General features: G+C 39.0%; 16 protein-coding genes and 1 riboswitch. Of the genes, 14 read left to right on the forward strand and 2 right to left on the reverse strand.

The annotated features are described in order from the left end of the window. Position 1: 1 nt before the first annotated feature. The 5 genes from ACP3VS_RS12200 (at position 2) to ACP3VS_RS12220 (ending at position 5,628) form a co-directional block, all read left to right on the forward strand. Entirely contained in the window at positions 2-1,675 is a 1,674-nt protein-coding gene (locus ACP3VS_RS12200) for a GNAT family N-acetyltransferase (protein WP_031417730.1), read from the forward strand. A 22-nt stretch (positions 1,676-1,697) separates the two neighbouring features. Further along, a complete protein-coding gene (locus ACP3VS_RS12205; protein ID WP_012292305.1) occupies positions 1,698-2,402 on the forward strand; it encodes a hypothetical protein in 705 nt (234 codons plus the stop codon). A gap of 4 nt (positions 2,403-2,406) precedes the next feature. Continuing rightward, the gene (locus tag ACP3VS_RS12210) at positions 2,407-3,399 is read left to right on the forward strand and encodes a polysaccharide deacetylase family protein (protein ID WP_197224254.1); all 993 of its coding nucleotides are present in this window, start codon (positions 2,407-2,409) and stop codon (positions 3,397-3,399) included. Positions 3,400-3,639: 240 nt separating this feature from the next. After that, positions 3,640-4,632: an agmatinase family protein gene (locus ACP3VS_RS12215; RefSeq protein ID WP_031417726.1), complete on the forward strand. Its 993-nt coding sequence runs from the start codon at positions 3,640-3,642 to the stop codon at positions 4,630-4,632. A gap of 108 nt (positions 4,633-4,740) precedes the next feature. Then, positions 4,741-5,628 (forward strand): 5'-3' exonuclease, encoded by an 888-nt coding sequence (locus ACP3VS_RS12220; RefSeq protein ID WP_031417725.1) that lies wholly within the window; start codon positions 4,741-4,743, stop codon positions 5,626-5,628. 90 nt (positions 5,629-5,718) lie between these two features. Here ACP3VS_RS12220 and ACP3VS_RS12225 read toward each other — a convergent pair whose 3' ends face one another. Further along, the gene (locus ACP3VS_RS12225) at positions 5,719-6,222 is read right to left on the reverse strand and encodes a C39 family peptidase (RefSeq protein ID WP_031417723.1); all 504 of its coding nucleotides are present in this window, start codon (positions 6,220-6,222) and stop codon (positions 5,719-5,721) included. 59 nt (positions 6,223-6,281) lie between these two features. Further along, positions 6,282-6,599 (reverse strand): thioredoxin family protein, encoded by a 318-nt coding sequence (locus ACP3VS_RS12230; RefSeq protein ID WP_031417721.1) that lies wholly within the window; start codon positions 6,597-6,599, stop codon positions 6,282-6,284. A gap of 376 nt (positions 6,600-6,975) precedes the next feature. Here ACP3VS_RS12230 and ACP3VS_RS12235 point away from each other — a divergent pair, with 376 nt between their 5' ends. The 9 genes from ACP3VS_RS12235 (at position 6,976) to ACP3VS_RS12275 (ending at position 16,319) form a co-directional block, all read left to right on the forward strand. Further along, positions 6,976-9,360 carry a 3-hydroxyacyl-CoA dehydrogenase/enoyl-CoA hydratase family protein gene (locus ACP3VS_RS12235; RefSeq protein ID WP_031417719.1) on the forward strand — a complete coding sequence of 795 codons (2,385 nt, stop codon included), beginning with the start codon at positions 6,976-6,978 and terminating at the stop codon, positions 9,358-9,360. Positions 9,361-9,408: 48 nt separating this feature from the next. Further along, the gene (locus tag ACP3VS_RS12240; protein ID WP_031417718.1) at positions 9,409-10,581 is read left to right on the forward strand and encodes an acetyl-CoA C-acetyltransferase; all 1,173 of its coding nucleotides are present in this window, start codon (positions 9,409-9,411) and stop codon (positions 10,579-10,581) included. 258 nt (positions 10,582-10,839) lie between these two features. Beyond that, positions 10,840-12,624 carry an acyl-CoA dehydrogenase family protein gene (locus ACP3VS_RS12245; RefSeq protein ID WP_426388823.1) on the forward strand — a complete coding sequence of 595 codons (1,785 nt, stop codon included), beginning with the start codon at positions 10,840-10,842 and terminating at the stop codon, positions 12,622-12,624. 186 nt (positions 12,625-12,810) lie between these two features. Beyond that, the gene (locus tag ACP3VS_RS12250; RefSeq protein ID WP_031417717.1) at positions 12,811-13,167 is read left to right on the forward strand and encodes an arsenate reductase family protein; all 357 of its coding nucleotides are present in this window, start codon (positions 12,811-12,813) and stop codon (positions 13,165-13,167) included. A gap of 81 nt (positions 13,168-13,248) precedes the next feature. After that, complete coding sequence (gene gcvH, locus ACP3VS_RS12255; protein ID WP_025116632.1) at positions 13,249-13,629, forward strand: glycine cleavage system protein GcvH; 381 nt, start codon at positions 13,249-13,251, stop codon at positions 13,627-13,629. Between the two features lie 91 nt (positions 13,630-13,720). Beyond that, the gene (locus tag ACP3VS_RS12260) at positions 13,721-14,062 is read left to right on the forward strand and encodes a hypothetical protein (protein ID WP_031417716.1); all 342 of its coding nucleotides are present in this window, start codon (positions 13,721-13,723) and stop codon (positions 14,060-14,062) included. 15 nt (positions 14,063-14,077) lie between these two features. Next, positions 14,078-14,389 (forward strand): thioredoxin family protein, encoded by a 312-nt coding sequence (locus tag ACP3VS_RS12265; RefSeq protein ID WP_426388825.1) that lies wholly within the window; start codon positions 14,078-14,080, stop codon positions 14,387-14,389. Positions 14,390-14,445: 56 nt separating this feature from the next. Further along, positions 14,446-14,549, forward strand: a riboswitch (SAM riboswitch). Between the two features lie 83 nt (positions 14,550-14,632). Beyond that, positions 14,633-15,661 (forward strand): methionine ABC transporter ATP-binding protein, encoded by a 1,029-nt coding sequence (locus ACP3VS_RS12270; RefSeq protein ID WP_031417715.1) that lies wholly within the window; start codon positions 14,633-14,635, stop codon positions 15,659-15,661. Next, complete coding sequence (locus ACP3VS_RS12275; RefSeq protein ID WP_031417714.1) at positions 15,651-16,319, forward strand: methionine ABC transporter permease; 669 nt, start codon at positions 15,651-15,653, stop codon at positions 16,317-16,319. Before ACP3VS_RS12270 ends, ACP3VS_RS12275 begins: the two co-directional genes overlap by 11 nt. The last annotated feature ends 1 nt before the right edge of the window (position 16,320 follow it).

The raw sequence follows: 16,320 nt of genomic DNA on the forward strand, positions 1-16,320 counted from the left end.
CTTGCAATTAATACGCATAAGAACAGATGATGAGCTCATGTGGTACAAGGAAATCTGGGATGGCATTTTAGAGGAAGAGGACAATGATAATCCTTTTATTGAATTTGCTTGGTTTTATAATTGGTGGCAAATAGTTGGGCGAAAAGAACGAGTAGAGCTTATCGCTATTGAACATGAAGGAGTCATCCTAGCCTTTTTCCCCTTTACGGTGACTAGTCGATGGGGAATTAGGGTGTATTCCTTTGCGGGTGAAGGTATTGCCAATTATACAGGGGTTGTTGTCAAAAAAGAGTGGTTAATGAACACTACAACCTTTGTGTTCGATGAACTTATTAGAAAGCATCGGCACGTAATTTTTTCACTGCATGGCTTATTAGAAAGTAAAGTGTCTACTAAAGTCATTGAACAATATTTCGTGGAAAGACAGTTACGAGCAAATATTTTCCGTGTGGTCACTCCCTATCTCGCTTTTTCTGAGGTAGATTTTCTACAACATTTCCAGCAACGCCGGAAACTGCATGGGGTCGATCGGCGGGAAAGAAAGCTACGGAAGCTAGGTACAGTAACAAGGAGAGTTCCCGCACAGGACGAGCTCTGGCAAATGTTTCGATTGTTTGATCGACGATGGGCAAAAAAACTGGATACGAGTGACTTTACAAAAGGGAAGAAAAGAGACTTTTTTGAGCGCTTAACCATGCTTAATGGAGAGGCATTACAAGTAGAGGTTGATGCACTTGTCTTTGAAAATCAGTGGATTGCTTTCACATATGGACTTTTTTGTCGTGGACGCTATGTAACCTACGCGCTTGCCCATGAACCGACATTTAATGTATTTGGTCCCGGGCGTATAGTCAATCAGGAATCTATTCAGCGAACTTTTGCTGCTAATTATCGGCTATTTGATATGAGCATTGGCTATGAGCCTTACAAATTTGATTGGCGTACGAATATCGATTTTACTAGGCGGATGCTTGCCAGCAGTGGGACAAAGCGTGCAAAGCTAGTGACAGGTTTAATGCTGCTAAAGGAACGGTTCAAGGAATATGTAAAAAGTAATCAACGAATTGTAGACTGGAAACGCAATACACTTGGCCGTTTTCGCTATTTAGTAAAGTATGGAAAGCTCAAAGATTGGCTAGAATATGGACAACAATTCGTAGATAGGTTTATTCGTTTGAAGCACGTGGAGCTCTATGAATTATCTCCAACAGAGGATGTGTCACCACAGCAACCTGTGGGCAACTTATTTGAGGAAATGACTATTCAGGAAGCGATGCAGCTTGATCAGGAAGAAGTCATTGCTCTCTATTATAAAGGGTACACGGTTTATAAGGATTCCTTTGCGGAGACAAATAAGCCAGCATTTGCATTACACGCGACAAATTGGCGTGTAGATTCGCTGCAAATAATAGAAGCATTACCGAAGCAAACGTATTTTTTAGCCTATGATATGTTCAAGCAGATCGAAATTATAACGGCCTATTTCAGAAAAGTCAAACCGCGACAAACATTGTGGGTAACGGCAAGCTTTTGGCAATGGAGAAAACGGAAGCGCTTAGGACAGCTAGGCTATAAACCTATTATTCGAATGAAACATTATAAAGTTGCTCGTTTTGAGCGACAACATGTACAAAAAAATACGGAGAGTGGGGGCGATGTTCATTCTGTCCATTAAAAGTAAGCGGTGGAATATTGCGATGCAACATTTTTATTTTTTAGAAAAGCCAGCCAATGTTCGAAAATCCATGAAAGTAATAGGCTATACAAATTCACTTGTACCAAGTCGAAAGCTTGTTAAAAGTGAAGCGATTCATATTGATCTCCAAGGGCATGAACTTTCATTGTATTTAGCACTTTCTGAAGGGAATCGTAAAATATTGCGACGGGCACATAAAGAATATTACCAAGTTATTTTATATAAAGAACCTTCCGTCGAAAACTTACGAGCTTTTCAGCAATTTTATAATCATTTTGCTAAAAGAAAAAAGCTTGAGGCTATTGGTAAATCACAAATGGAAACGATCATGCTTCTCAACAAACAGGGAGCATTATTATTATCTGAAATCCAAAGTATCTGTGGACAGACACTGTGCTATCGATTGGATATTGTACATGAGAATAAAGCGATGTCTTATTATGAAGCTACCTGTGCGGCGTCAGCCATATCGACACATTTAAAGAGACCTTACCGCTATGCAAATCGTTTTTTAATCTGGCATAATCTTCTTCATTTTAAGGAGCAAGGTTTTGTTTTATATGATATGGGTGAATTAACCGATAATCGAAATGTACGTGCCTTCAAACTAAGCTTTGGTGGACAAGTTGTCAATGTTTACTCAGGCTACATTACCCAATCAAAAATACGTGCACTATTACTAGGCGTGCAAAAATGGAGGAAGTAGCAACATGAATGGTGGGGGTCTCGTTATTTCATTAGATTTTGAGCTGAATTGGGGCGTCCATGATGTATTTCGATATGGACAATACAATAAAAACCTATATGGTGTACGGAAAGCCTTGCCCAGTATACTTGCGTTATTTGAGCAATATGACATTCATGCAACTTGGGCGACAGTCGGACTATTGTTTGCAGAATCAAAGGCTGAAATGGCTCATTATTTACGAGGTATCCCTGTTAAGTATGACAATATGCGCTATGCAGCACATAGCCAGCTAGCTAAAGTAGGCGAAAACGAACAAGAGGACCTCTTACATTTTGGTAAATCTTTGATAGAGGAGATTAAACGTACACCACATCAGGAAATTGGCAGCCATACCTTTTCCCATTATTACTGCTTGGAAAAAGGTCAAACAGAAGCTGCTTTTTGTGCAGACTTAGACGCGACAAAGACCATAATTGAGGGTTATATTTCGCCCATGAAGTCCATGGTTTTTCCGAGAAATCAAGTGAATAAAGACTATTTTAAAGCATGTGTAGAAGCGGGCTATGTTTGTTACAGAGGAACAGAAAATCATCCATTGTATAATGCTCAAAAGTTTACGAAAAAAGGCAGATTTTTGGGAGCGAAAAAATGGCTTGATAGCTATATTAATCTTACTGGTCATCATATGGCAACATTGGAGGAAATGCGGGACGAGCAACTGATTAATATTCGTTCAAGTGCCTTTTTAAGACCCTACTTTCGTCCATTGCACGTATTCGAGGGCTCAAAGGTAAAACGCATAAAGGAAAGTATGCTCGAAGCTGCAAAGGCCCAAGCTTTTTATCATTTATGGTGGCATCCCCATAATTTTGGGAAGAATACAGCTAAAAATTTAGCGATGCTAGAAGAGCTATTACGTTATTTTCAAGAATTACGCAGTCAATACAATTTTGAAAGCTATTCCATGTATGAGGTAGCTGAACTTTGTGAAAATCTTTCCAAACAACAAAAGTAACAAACTAAAAACCTCATTGAACACTGCGCCAACTCATATGAAATTTGAAGCAAACTGATTTTTAGTTTGCTTTTTTGTGTTTCAAATTTAAAAAGAAAAGAGGAAAAAAGAAAAAAATGACGAAGATGAATGTACGAATGGTACTATATAGAAAGAGTAGGAATTGGGTAGGACATTTGAGGGACATGTGAAAAAATGTAGGTTCATTTAACTTGAATAGAAAAGATATAAAGGTGGTAGATGTATATGTTTATAGAACCGGAATGCCGATGGAAGCAAGAGAATGGATCGGCCATGCATCAGTGGATAAAGCAGCAAACAAATCCAAACCCAAATGATGTGGATATTGTCGTGTATGGGGCTCTTTTATCATATGCAGAAGAAGCATCTGGAAAAGCGCAATATCCAACTGCGTTTCGTAAAGTATGGCCAAGCTTCCAATCATATAACTTAGACGAGCAAATCAATTTACGCGCATTATCAGTCGTTGATATTGGCGATGTGGCGATTCATGAACAAGATAGAATGCTTTCTGAATCTGCCATCGAGGCTGCAGCAGAGAATTTGAGTATAGCTTTTCAAAAAAGCTTTACTTGCTTGATTGGGGGAGACCATGCCATTACCGCCTGTTCACTAAAAGGAATAAAGAATGCCTTTCCGCAGGATCGTATTGGTATCATTCAAATTGATACACATTTAGATGCAAGAAACCAAGAGGAAATTGGCTTGGCTCAAGATTCTCCTATCCATCAATTGATTGCCTCAGGCATTGTGGAAGGGAGACATATATATAATGTCGGATTGCACGGTTTTTTTAATTCACCTGAAATGATTCATTATGCTAGAGAACAGGGCATTCATATGATTACATTAAAGCAAATGCGACGTGACGGTATTCAGCTCACCATACATGAAATGTTACGTCAGCTTATGTATGAGGTTGATCGAATTTATGTTTCAGTGGATTTAGATGCACTTGATATTATGTTTGCACGAGATGTTCCAGCTGCCACACCAGGCGGTCTAACAGCCTATGAATTATTTGATATCCTCAAACTTATAGGTGAAAATGAAGGGGTTCGCCATATTGATTTTGTTTATGCAGACCCTAAGGAAGGAACGCTACGTCCAGAAACCGTTAAGATTGGTGTGACAGCATTTTTACAATGGCTAACAGGTATTCAGCTTGATCATCGCAATCGCATCTCAAATAAAGGAAAAGTGACGTTATAAGCATATTGCCGTGTATTGACAATGCCGATTGTTAAAAGTTTGCTATAATATTTCATAGGTATCAAAAATTTATATAAACTTTGCACGGTTATAGAGAGGAAATTTATGATGACAACAAAACCAAAACTACTGATTGTTGACGGTATGGCATTGTTATTCCGTTCATTTTTCGCCTCGGCTGCCATGGGCCACTTTATTCGCTTGGCGGATGGCACTCCAACGAACGGAGCACAAGGCTTTGTACGACATGTACTAACTGCACAATCTTTAATGAAGCCAACACATATGGCAGTTTGCTGGGATATGGGGGCACATACCTTCCGCAATGAGCTATTTGATGGCTATAAAGCAAATCGCCCAGCGCCACCTGAGGAAATGTTGCCTCAATTTGATATGGCAAAAAACCTATCTCTCCAAATGGGCTGGCAAAATTTTGGCGTGAAGGGCATGGAGGCTGATGATTTAATTGGTTCTATGATTGCCAAATGGCAGGACGACGCAGATATTACCGTAATTAGTGGGGATAAAGATTTACTTCAACTTTTAAGACCATCTACAGAGATTGCTTTTATGAAAAAGGGCTACACAGAATATGATATTTATACGCATGGGCGTTTTAAAGAGGAGTATAGTATTGAACCAGCGCAGTTTGCACAGGTGAAAGCCTTTATGGGAGATACGAGTGATGGTTATCCAGGCGTTAAAGGTATTGGTCCTAAGCAAGCACTCACATTAATCCAAACATATGGCTCGATTGATAGTGTGCTAGCGTCGCTCGGTGAATTAAAGCCAGGTCAACGAACAAAAATTCAAGACCAAATAGATATGCTGAAATTATCGCATGAGCTTGCAACGATTCAAACGGATGTCCCTATTGAAGCAGACCTTTCTAGCCTCTTATTACCAAATTATGAGCCACAAATATTTAAAGAGATGGAAGAGAGTGGCTACACGCTTATTGCCAAGCATGCCCGTTCTTTGTATTCCCTTATTTAATCAGTTATCGCAGAGTATAGTATTATGCTCTGCTTTTTTTATTGGTGGGAAAAGAATAGAGAGCAAATAGTAGGCTATTCGATAGTTGCTCTAGTGAGGAACCATTTTTACAAAGGATAATACTTTTTCATTGTTTTGATAGAGTACCTGACGAATGATGCTATCACGATTTGATGTACCATTGTCATGGAAAATTAACCATAGCTGATTATTTTTAATATCATAGCCAGTTAGCGGTACCCAATGATAGGCGAAAGTAGAGGTTTGATCTCGCCAACGAAAACTAAAATAACGATCAAAACGCATAGCAACTGGACGCCCTGCATCAATTTCCTGCAAAGCTTCTTTTAATGAACAAGTACGAACATCCCACGATGGATATAATTGGCGTAATTTGCGAATCAATCGCCATTTGAATAAACCAATTTTTGTACTACCAAGCTGTTTATAGAGTTCATTAATTGAAGGAGCGGACCCATTCAAATAATTTAAAATAACGTGTACTGTAGTAGGACCACAAGCAGAATTACGATAGTTTGGCGCAATCGATGCATCATATTGTGATTTTCCGAGTAGTCCCAATTGTTGGCGCATAATGGTATCTCCTTTCAAAAAGAGCTGCATTTCATGAAGAAATGCAGCTCTCATTATTGTTATTGTTGAGCAGATAAAAATTCCGTTACTTGTTGAGGTGTTTTTGCATTGGCACTGTGTAAGTGAGCAAGCTTTTCACCGTTTTGGAAAATTAATAAACTTGGGATGCCCATTACATCATATTTGTCTGCGATTTCTGGAAGCTCGTCACGGTTTAGTTCATACCAATCAAATTGGTTATACTCTTCAATGATTGGGTCGATGAACATGTTCATACGTGTACAATCTGGGCACCAGCCAGCGTAAAATTTCACTAGTACTTTTTGGTCGCCATTGATTAATTCATTAAATTGTTCTGCAGTAGTAATTGTTTTCATTAAGTATTCACTCTCCTTGCTTACCATTCTACACATTTTTCCCGTAACCTGAAAGTTTTCTGTTTGACTGTGGTGATAGCTACTTATTGTCTCCTTTTAGCTCGTAAACAACAAAAAAAGATGTATATTGCGAAAATAATTCTTGAAAAAAGATTGCTAAATTAGACAAAATAATCTACACTAAAAATAGAAAAGTAGTTTTATCTTCATTCATTAGCAATCTTTTGAAACGGAGATAAACCTTAGGGCTCCTTGGTTGAATTGAGTAAATAGTCATTCAGCAGAGGAACAAAAATCCACTAAGGTACACTTGATATTTTTTTGGCCAAAAAATGAATGGCTATTCATTCAATGGAAGAATAAGGGGGAATTGCTTGTGACTTATAACATTAAAAAAGCTGCTGTTCTAGGTTCTGGGGTGATGGGCTCTGGAATTGCAGCACATTTAGCTAATATCGGTATACCAACATTACTATTAGATATTGCACCGAAGGAACTAACACATGAGGAAGAGGCAAAAGGTCTTTCCTTAGAGCATCCAGCTGTAAGAAATCGTCTTGTTAATGGAGCTTTGCAAAAGTTGTTAAAGCAAAAGCCAGCACCACTTACTTCTAAGAAAAATTTATCACTACTAACGGTCGGCAACTTTGAGGATGATTTAGGGAAACTAAAAGATGTAGATTGGATTATTGAAGTTGTTGTAGAAAACTTACCTATAAAACAAAGTTTATATGAAAAAATCGATGCTATTCGTACACCTGGAACAATTATTAGTTCAAACACATCCGGGATTAGTATTAATGCAATGGCAGAAGGACGTTCAGAGGATTTTAAAAAGCATTTTCTTGGCACACACTTTTTCAACCCACCTCGCTATTTAAAATTATTAGAGGTGATTCCAGCTGATACAACTGCACCTGAAGTAGTGAGCTTTATGAAAACATTTGGTGAAGATGTGCTTGGAAAGGGCGTTGTGCTAGCAAAGGATACACCTAATTTTATTGCTAACCGCATCGGCACTTATGGGTTACTCATCACGTTACAAGAAATGTTAAAAGGTGGTTACTCAGTTGGGGAAGTGGATTCCGTGACAGGTCCACTTATTGGTCGTCCTAAATCGGCAACTTTCCGAACGCTAGATGTTGTTGGTTTAGATACATTTATTCATGTAGCTAAAAATGTCTACGATCAAACAACAGGTGAGGAGCAGCAAGTATTTGCTGTACCAGAGTTTTTGCAAAAAATGGTCACGAACGGTTGGCTTGGGGCAAAATCAGGCCAGGGCTTCTTCATAAAGCAAGGAAAAGAGATTCATGAAATTGACCCAATGACTTTGGCGTATAGTCCTGTGAAAAAATTAAAGACACCTTCCATTGAAATGGCGAAACAAACTCGTGGATTAGCTAATAAAGTGAAGGCTTTAACATATGCAAAGGATCGTACAGGTGAATTATTATGGGGGATATTTGCTCCAACATTAATTTATTCTGCTCAGCTATACGGTGAAATTGCAGACGATATTGTGGCTATTGATAATGCGATGAAATGGGGATTCGGCTGGCAACAAGGACCATTTGAAATTTGGGATGCTATTGGCGTGAAAGAAGCTGTCGCAAAAATGGAGACAGAAGGTCGAGAAGTACCTGCCTTTGTAAAAGAGATGATAGCCAATGGGTTTGAAACTTTCTATTCCGATATAGATGGTGACTTGGCTTACTATAATGGGTCGGAGTATGTTAAAGTGCCTGTCAATGAAAAGGAAATCGATTTAAAACGATATAAGAAAAAACATGGCGTGATTAAATCCAATACAGGTGCTAGTTTAATAGACTTAGGTGATGGAATTGCATTATTAGAGTTCCATTCACAGTCAAATGCTATAGGCTTGGATATTATTCAAATGATAAACTTTGCCATCGATGAGGTAGAAGCTAATTATAAGGGCTTAGTGATAGGAAACCAGGGGAAAAACTTCTGTGTTGGTGCAAATCTAGGAATGATTTTAGTCGAAGCACAGGATGATAATATCTTTGAACTAGACTTTGTCATTAAGGCTTTCCAAGATGCGATGCAAAAAATTAAATATTCACGTAAGCCGGTTGTGGCGGCTCCGTTTGCGATGACATTAGGTGGTGGTGCAGAGGTTTGCTTACCTGCTGCACATATCCAGGCAACGATGGAAACATATATGGGCTTAGTAGAAGTAGGCGTTGGATTAATTCCAGGTGGCGGAGGGAATAAAGCGCTTTATCAAAAATTCCTAAAGGGTCTACCAAATGGTGTAGAAATAGACTATCAACATATTGCAAATAAAGTATTTGAAACAATTGCCATGGCGAAAGTTTCAACATCTGGTGAGGAAGCACGTGAAAATAACTTCTTAAACTTCGCAGATGGAATTTCTGTTAACCCAGACCATCAATTATATGACGCGAAACAAGCGGCTTTAGCACTTTATGAAGCAGGCTATCAACCACCTGTCCCAACAAAAGTTCCTGTGGTTGGTGCATCAGGCTACGGTACATTACTCATTGGTGCGCAAGGTATGTATGAGTCAGGCTTTATCAGTAAGCATGATTTGAAAATTGCTAAAAAGCTAGCTTATGTGATTGCGGGTGGTAAGGTTCCATATGGCACATTAGTAGATGAACAGTATCTATTAAACTTAGAGCGTGAGGCATTCCTTAGCCTTGTTGCTGATCCACTTTCACAGCAAAGAATGCAACATATGCTGTTAAAGGGGAAACCACTTCGTAACTAATGGACGAAATAGACAAAACTTGCACATGAAACAAAGGGGGATTATACGATGCGTGAAGCCGTTATTGTAGCAGGAGCACGAACTCCAATTGGAAAAGCAAAAAAAGGTTCTTTAGCAACAGTAAGACCAGATGACTTTGGTGCTGCCGTTGTCAAAGAAACATTAAAAAGAGCAGGCTATGAGGGACCGATAGATGATTTAATTTTAGGCTGTGCTATGCCAGAAGCAGAACAGGGGATGAATGTAGCTCGTAGCATCGGTGCACTTGCCGGACTACCAGATACAACTCCTGCACTAACCATTAATAGATTTTGTTCTTCGGGTCTACAGGCGATTGCCTATGCAGCTGAGCGAATCATGCTCGGGCACTCAAAGGCCATCCTCGCTGGTGGTGTTGAATCAATGAGTATGGTACCAATGGTGGGGAACACGCCCCGCTTAAATCCAACGTTAGCTGAAACAGCTCCACAATATTATATGGGAATGGGGCATACAGCTGAGGAAGTAGCTCGTCAATACAATGTAAGTCGCGAAGATCAAGATGCTTTTGCTGTTCGCTCACATGCACTTGCTGAAAAGGCAATTAAAGAAGGTAAATTTAATGATGAGATTGTACCTATAGAAGTGGAACAACATTATGTTGATGAGAACAATAAGCCACAGGTGAAAAAATTCACTTTCAGCATGGATGAGGGTGTCCGTTCAGGTACATCGGTTGAAGGTTTAGCGAAGCTTCGTCCAGCTTTCCATGTGAAAGGGAGTGTGACAGCAGGGAACGCTTCTCAAACATCTGATGGTGCAGCAGCTGTATTGGTAATGGAGCGTGAAGAGGCAGTCAAGCAAGGTTTAACACCAATGGCAAAATTCCTAGGTTTTGCAGTGGGTGGTGTACCACCTGAAGTAATGGGGATTGGTCCCATTGTGGCGGTACCAAAAGCGTTAGAAATCGCAGGTTTATCAATAGATGCGATTGATCTATGGGAAATCAATGAAGCATTTGCATCGCAATCCTTACAGGTGGTCCGTCATTTAGGCATCGACCAAGATAAGGTCAATGTAAATGGTGGAGCTATCGCATTAGGACATCCACTTGGTGCAACGGGTGCTATTTTAACACTAAAACTTATTCATGAATTAAAGCGTCAAGGTAAGAAATATGGCGTGGTAACTATGTGTATTGGTGGCGGCATGGGAGCCGCTGGAGTATTTGAAATTCTATAATTTTTCACTAGATCAGCTTGAGGTGTACTGTTTCCGGTTGCCTCCGAGCAAGTATATTTCAAGCTTTTCTATATATATATTTGTCTTCACTCAGCAAAAGGTTTTTGGACCAAAATGAAAGCGTCAGAAACCTTCTCTAAAAGGTAGGAGAGTAGGCTGAATAAAAATCAAGCCTCTGAGCAAATACTACAGATTTTGAAGAGGCAGCATTCAATAGGGGATTAAACTATCAAAATAGATAAATTGGGAGGATTTTATATGACTGAAAAAACAACGGATTTCATTAAAGGCGGCGGATTTCTAATTGAAGATGTGGAATTAGATCGTGTGTTTACACCTGAAGATTTCACTGACGAGCATAAAATGATTGCCAAAACAACAGAAGAATATGTAGCAAATGAAGTTTTACCTGTAGTTGAAAATTTAGAGCATCATGAATTCGAGCACTCAGTACGTCTCCTTAAAAGTGCTGGTGAATTAGGCTTGCTTGGAGCAGATGTGCCAGAAGAATACGAAGGACTAGGCTTAGATAAAGTTTCTTCAGCATTAATTGCAGAAAAAATGTCTGTAGCAGGTGGTTTCTCCATTACTCATGGTGCACATGTAGGGATTGGCTCATTACCAATCGTGCTATTCGGTGACGAGAATCAGAAGAAAAAATATTTACCTAAGCTTGCCTCGGGTGAATTAATTGCTGCTTATGCTTTAACAGAGCCAGGTTCAGGCTCGGATGCTTTAGGGGCAAAAACAACTGCGAAACTAAACGATGCAGGCACACATTATATTTTAAATGGTGAAAAGCAATGGATTACAAATGCGGGCTTTGCAGATGTATTTGTTGTTTATGCTAAAATTGATGGTGATAAGTTCTCTGCCTTTATTGTGGAACGTACATTCAATGGTGTTTCAGTCGGTCCTGAGGAGAAGAAAATGGGGATTAAGTCTTCATCTACCCGTACACTTGTGTTAGAAGATGCAGAAGTGCCAGTAGAAAATTTATTAGGTGAAATTGGTCGTGGGCATGTCATTGCCTTCAATATATTAAATATCGGTCGCTATAAACTAGGGGTTGGAACAATTGGTGGATCAAAACGCGCATTTGAGCTAGCGGTACAATATACAAACCAACGTCAGCAATTTAAAACAAAGCTATCTGACTTCAACCTAACAAAAGAAAAATTATCAACAATGGCTTCTCATTTGTATGCATCAGAGTCATTAAACTATCGTACTGTGGGTTTATTTGAAGACCGTTTAAGCCAGCTAAGCCCAGAGGAGCAAAAGGAAGGAAAAGTGATTGCAGGTGCTATCGCTGAATATGCGATTGAATGCTCCATTGCTAAAGTATTTGGATCAGAAACATTAGATTATATTGCAGATGAAGCTGTACAATTACACGGCGGTTATGGCTTCATGGCTGAATATGAGGTAGAGCGTATATACCGTGATTCTCGTATTAATCGAATTTTTGAAGGTACAAATGAAATTAATCGCATGATTGTACCAGGTACATTTATGAAAAAGGCACTAAAAGGTGAGCTGCCATTATTACAGGTTGCGCAAAATTTACAGCAAGAGCTTCTAATGCTAATGCCAGAGGATATCGGCACTGAGCCACTAGCTCAGGAAAAATACTTAGTGAAAAATGCCAAGAAGATTGCTGTATTAGCTGCAGGCTTAGCCGCACAACGCTTTGGTGCGAAGCTTGATCAAGAGCAAGAAGTATTAGTGAATATTGCTAATATCGCTAATCAATTATTTGCAATGGAATCAGCTGTATTACGCACAGAAAAAGCGATTGCTCGTGATGGCGTTGAAAAAGCACATCAAAAATTGCTATACACTCAAATTTTCTGCCAAGAAGCATTTGTAGAAATCGAAAAAGAAGCAAAAGATACAATTCTGGCTTCCGCAGATGGTGATGCAGCACGTATGACATTATCTGCATTACGTAAATTAACACGTAATAATCCATACAACCTCATTACGAAGAAACGTGAAGCATCTGTGAAATTAATTGAAGCAGAAAAATATATCGTTTAATCGTAGGAAAATGCTAGCTATCCGTAAGTGGGTAGCTAGTTTTTTATTGTGCCAAATAAATTATTTGTCAAAGTAACGGATAAAAATACAAAATGGATGGATAGACTTACGGAAATGAGCGAAGTTCCACCATTCTCGATGATTATGATGGTATACTACAGAAAAAGACAGCAAAGGAGCATTTTAATGACGATTCAATTTTTCCATTATCCCAAATGTACAACATGTAAAAAAGCGCAAAAGTGGTTAAATGATCATGACGTTTCCTATGAAGAGGTACATATCGTAGAGCAGCCGCCAACAAAGGATGAAATAACAGCTTTATGGCAAGTCAGTGGTCTTCCTTTGAAGAAGTTTTTTAATACTTCAGGCATGAAATATCGTGACCTTGGTTTGAAGGACAAGCTAGCTGATATGACTGAGGAAGAACAGCTTGAGCTACTTGCTTCGGATGGGATGTTAATAAAACGTCCACTCGTAACAGATGGAAAAAAAGTAACTTTAGGGTTTAAAGAATCCGATTTTGAGCAAGCTTGGATATAGCCGTTTTTATTCTTGTTTTTATAGGAGAAGTATGGCACACTGAAAGTGAATATATTACATAATTATGGAGGGGTTTTTTGCATGAGCACACCGAAAGACTTACGTTACTCTGAAGAGCATGAATGGGTTAAAGTAGAAGATGGAAAAGTACGTATTGGTATTACGCACTTCGCACAATCTGAATTAGGAGATATCGTTTTCGTTGAGCTTCCACAAGTTGGCGATGAAATCAAAACGGATGATCCATTCGGTAGCGTAGAATCAGTAAAAACTGTTTCTGAATTATATGCACCAATCTCAGGTACTGTAGTTGAAGTTAATGCAGATTTAGAAGATAGCCCAGAATTCGTTAATGAATCACCATATGAAAAAGCATGGATGATCGTCGTAGAGCCTGCTGATGCATCAGAAGTTGATAAACTTATGACAGCAGAACAATACGAAGAGATGACAGCAGAATAAGACAAGCCATAATCAAAAAACGTCGGAAACTACCGGCGTTTTTTATTATATAATAACGTATAAGTGGGAATGTCTAAATGGAGGTGGCGTAATGTTCGATGGGAAATGCTTGATAGTAGAAGGACGCTCAGATAAGCTACAAATTGAGCCAATTTTAAACGAGAATGTTACAATACTATGTACGAATGGAACAATTGGTGTGCATCAATTAGAAGAGCTAATCGATCCCTATGAGGGCTATGAGCTATTTACCTTTTTTGATGCCGATACTTCAGGCGATAAGCTACGTGCATTAATGGACAGACATTATCCTGAAGCAGAGCATTTACGAACAATGCCAACATATAAGGAAGTAGAAACGACACCTAGAAAAGTGTTAGCCATGATTTTACTTCGTGCGCATTTCTCAATCCATAATGAATATATTTTGTAAGGTTGCGTGAACTAAATGGAAGAATGGTCGAAAGAGCAGTGGGAAACGGCATTACAGTCCGGAGAAAAAGCTGCGTTTTATTTATATACACCGATGTGCGGTACTTGTGCAGTGGCATCAAAAATGATGTCAATTGTAGAACAACTATTACCTCACCTAAAGCTAGGGAAAGCAAATATTAATTTTTTGGAGCAAATTGCTTTTGAGCATCAAATTGAAAGCGTTCCGTGCTTACTTGTTTGTGACGGTGGCAAAGTGACAGAAAAGATTTATGCTTTTCAATCCGTACCTTTTTTGTACGAATTGTTAAAAAAATTAATTGACTGAACTTTATTAGCGTGGTAAAGTAACAAATATATTACTAAAACATTAAATATATCGAACTCTTATGAAGAGCGGCGGAGGGAAGTGCCCTATGAAGCCCGGCAACCATCACATAGTGAAAAGGTGCCAAATCACCCAAAGATTTTTCTTTGAAAGATGAGAGAACGGTTCAACGTATAATACGTGACCCCTTCTACTTGTCTATAAGTGGAGGGGTTTTTTTATATAAGAAAAGGAGTATTCGCTATGATACAGCTTCAAAATATAACGAAGAAATACAAAACAGCAAATGGCGAATTAACGGCAGTCAAAGATGTTAACCTGACTATTAATAAGGGTGAAATTTTTGGCATTATCGGCTATAGTGGCGCTGGTAAAAGTACGATGATTCGTTTACTTAATGGCTTAGAGAAACCAACAACAGGAACAGTAACAGTGAACAATCAGGCTTTTTCATCGATTAAAGGTCAAAAGCTTAGAGCAGCTAGACAAAAGGTTAGTATGATTTTTCAACATTTCAACCTACTTTGGTCACGAACAGTTGCAGAAAACATTGCCTTCCCATTAGAAATCGCAGGTGTATCAAAAGCTCAACGTGAGGCACGGGTGAAGGAATTGATAGCACTTGTTGGCCTAGAAGGTCGTGATCAAGCATATCCATCACAGCTCTCTGGTGGACAAAAGCAACGTGTAGGGATTGCGCGAGCATTAGCCAATAATCCAGAGGTTTTACTATGTGATGAGGCTACATCTGCTCTAGACCCTGAGACAACAGATGCCATTCTTGATTTACTGGTGGATATTAATGAACGTTTAGGGTTAACGATTGTCCTCATTACTCATGAAATGCATGTCATCCGCAAGATTTGTCATCGTGTAGCAGTGATGGAGGCAGGCGAAATTGTAGAGCGTGGAGAAGTATTGCAAGTTTTCCAGGCTCCTCAGGCTGCCATTACTAAGAAATTTGTAGCGCAAATTACCAATACAAAGGAAACACAGGATACAGTAGAACAAATCAAAGCAAATTATCCAACTGGACAACTTGTCAAATTGATTTTTGTTGGTGAAAAAACAGAACAGCCAGTTATTTCACATCTAGTAAAGCAATTCGATGTGGAAGTAAGCATTGTACATGGGAATATTTCGCAAACCAAAAATGGTGCATATGGTACTCTCATTGTGCAAATTGATGGGTCGAAAGCAAACGTGACTGAAGCCTTAAGCTATTTAAATACAGTGGAAGTGCAAACGGAGGTGATTGCAGATGCTAACTAATCTCTTTCCGAATGTAGACTGGGATAGCATGTGGCAGGCTACATATGAAACATTATATATGACGGCCATTTCAACAGTTATTACATTTATTCTAGGGTTAGCCATTGGGATTGTCCTGTTTTTAACTAGTCCGAATCAGTTATGGGCTAATAAAATTGTTAGTTTTTTAACAGGGTCACTCGTTAATATATTCCGTTCTATTCCATTTATCGTGTTAATTATTTTATTAATTCCATTTACTAAGTTTTTACTTGGTACAATCCGTGGAGCCAATGCTGCTTTACCTGCTTTAATTATCGGTGCGGCTCCGTTCTATGCACGTATGGTATTAATTGCGCTACGAGAAATTGATAAGGGTGTTATTGAAGCAGCTCGTTCAATGGGGGCTAAAACAGCCACAATTATTTGGAAAGTACTGATCCCTGAATCATTACCAGCACTCATTTCGGGTATTACTGTTACGGCTGTAGCACTTGTCGGTTATACAGCAATGGCAGGGATAATCGGTGCAGGGGGTCTCGGGAACTTAGCCTTCCTAGACGGTTTCCAAAGAAATCGCCAAGATGTGACATTAATGGCAACTATTTTGATCTTAGTAGTAGTCTTTATCATCCAATGGATAGGTGATTTCATTACAGAAAAAATTGATAAACGTTAAT

It is taken from the genome of Lysinibacillus sp. VIII_CA, assembly GCF_049943995.1.
Taxonomy (GTDB): domain Bacteria; phylum Bacillota; class Bacilli; order Bacillales_A; family Planococcaceae; genus Lysinibacillus; species Lysinibacillus pinottii.

Excerpts from the sequence above, each read along its gene's own strand:
- ACP3VS_RS12205 (WP_012292305.1), top strand. The coding sequence starts at position 1,698 with ATGCAACATTTTTATTTTTTAGAAAAGCCAGCCAATGTTCGAAAATCC.
- ACP3VS_RS12210 (WP_197224254.1), top strand. The coding sequence starts at position 2,407 with ATGAATGGTGGGGGTCTCGTTATTTCATTAGATTTTGAGCTGAATTGG.
- ACP3VS_RS12215 (WP_031417726.1), top strand. The coding sequence starts at position 3,640 with ATGTATATGTTTATAGAACCGGAATGCCGATGGAAGCAAGAGAATGGA.
- ACP3VS_RS12220 (WP_031417725.1), top strand. The coding sequence starts at position 4,741 with ATGACAACAAAACCAAAACTACTGATTGTTGACGGTATGGCATTGTTA.
- ACP3VS_RS12225 (WP_031417723.1), bottom strand. The coding sequence starts at position 6,222 with ATGCGCCAACAATTGGGACTACTCGGAAAATCACAATATGATGCATCG.
- ACP3VS_RS12230 (WP_031417721.1), bottom strand. The coding sequence starts at position 6,599 with ATGAAAACAATTACTACTGCAGAACAATTTAATGAATTAATCAATGGC.
- ACP3VS_RS12240 (WP_031417718.1), top strand. The coding sequence starts at position 9,409 with ATGCGTGAAGCCGTTATTGTAGCAGGAGCACGAACTCCAATTGGAAAA.
- ACP3VS_RS12245 (WP_426388823.1), top strand. The coding sequence starts at position 10,840 with ATGACTGAAAAAACAACGGATTTCATTAAAGGCGGCGGATTTCTAATT.
- ACP3VS_RS12250 (WP_031417717.1), top strand. The coding sequence starts at position 12,811 with ATGACGATTCAATTTTTCCATTATCCCAAATGTACAACATGTAAAAAA.
- gcvH (WP_025116632.1), top strand. The coding sequence starts at position 13,249 with ATGAGCACACCGAAAGACTTACGTTACTCTGAAGAGCATGAATGGGTT.
- ACP3VS_RS12260 (WP_031417716.1), top strand. The coding sequence starts at position 13,721 with ATGTTCGATGGGAAATGCTTGATAGTAGAAGGACGCTCAGATAAGCTA.
- ACP3VS_RS12265 (WP_426388825.1), top strand. The coding sequence starts at position 14,078 with ATGGAAGAATGGTCGAAAGAGCAGTGGGAAACGGCATTACAGTCCGGA.
- ACP3VS_RS12270 (WP_031417715.1), top strand. The coding sequence starts at position 14,633 with ATGATACAGCTTCAAAATATAACGAAGAAATACAAAACAGCAAATGGC.
- ACP3VS_RS12275 (WP_031417714.1), top strand. The coding sequence starts at position 15,651 with ATGCTAACTAATCTCTTTCCGAATGTAGACTGGGATAGCATGTGGCAG.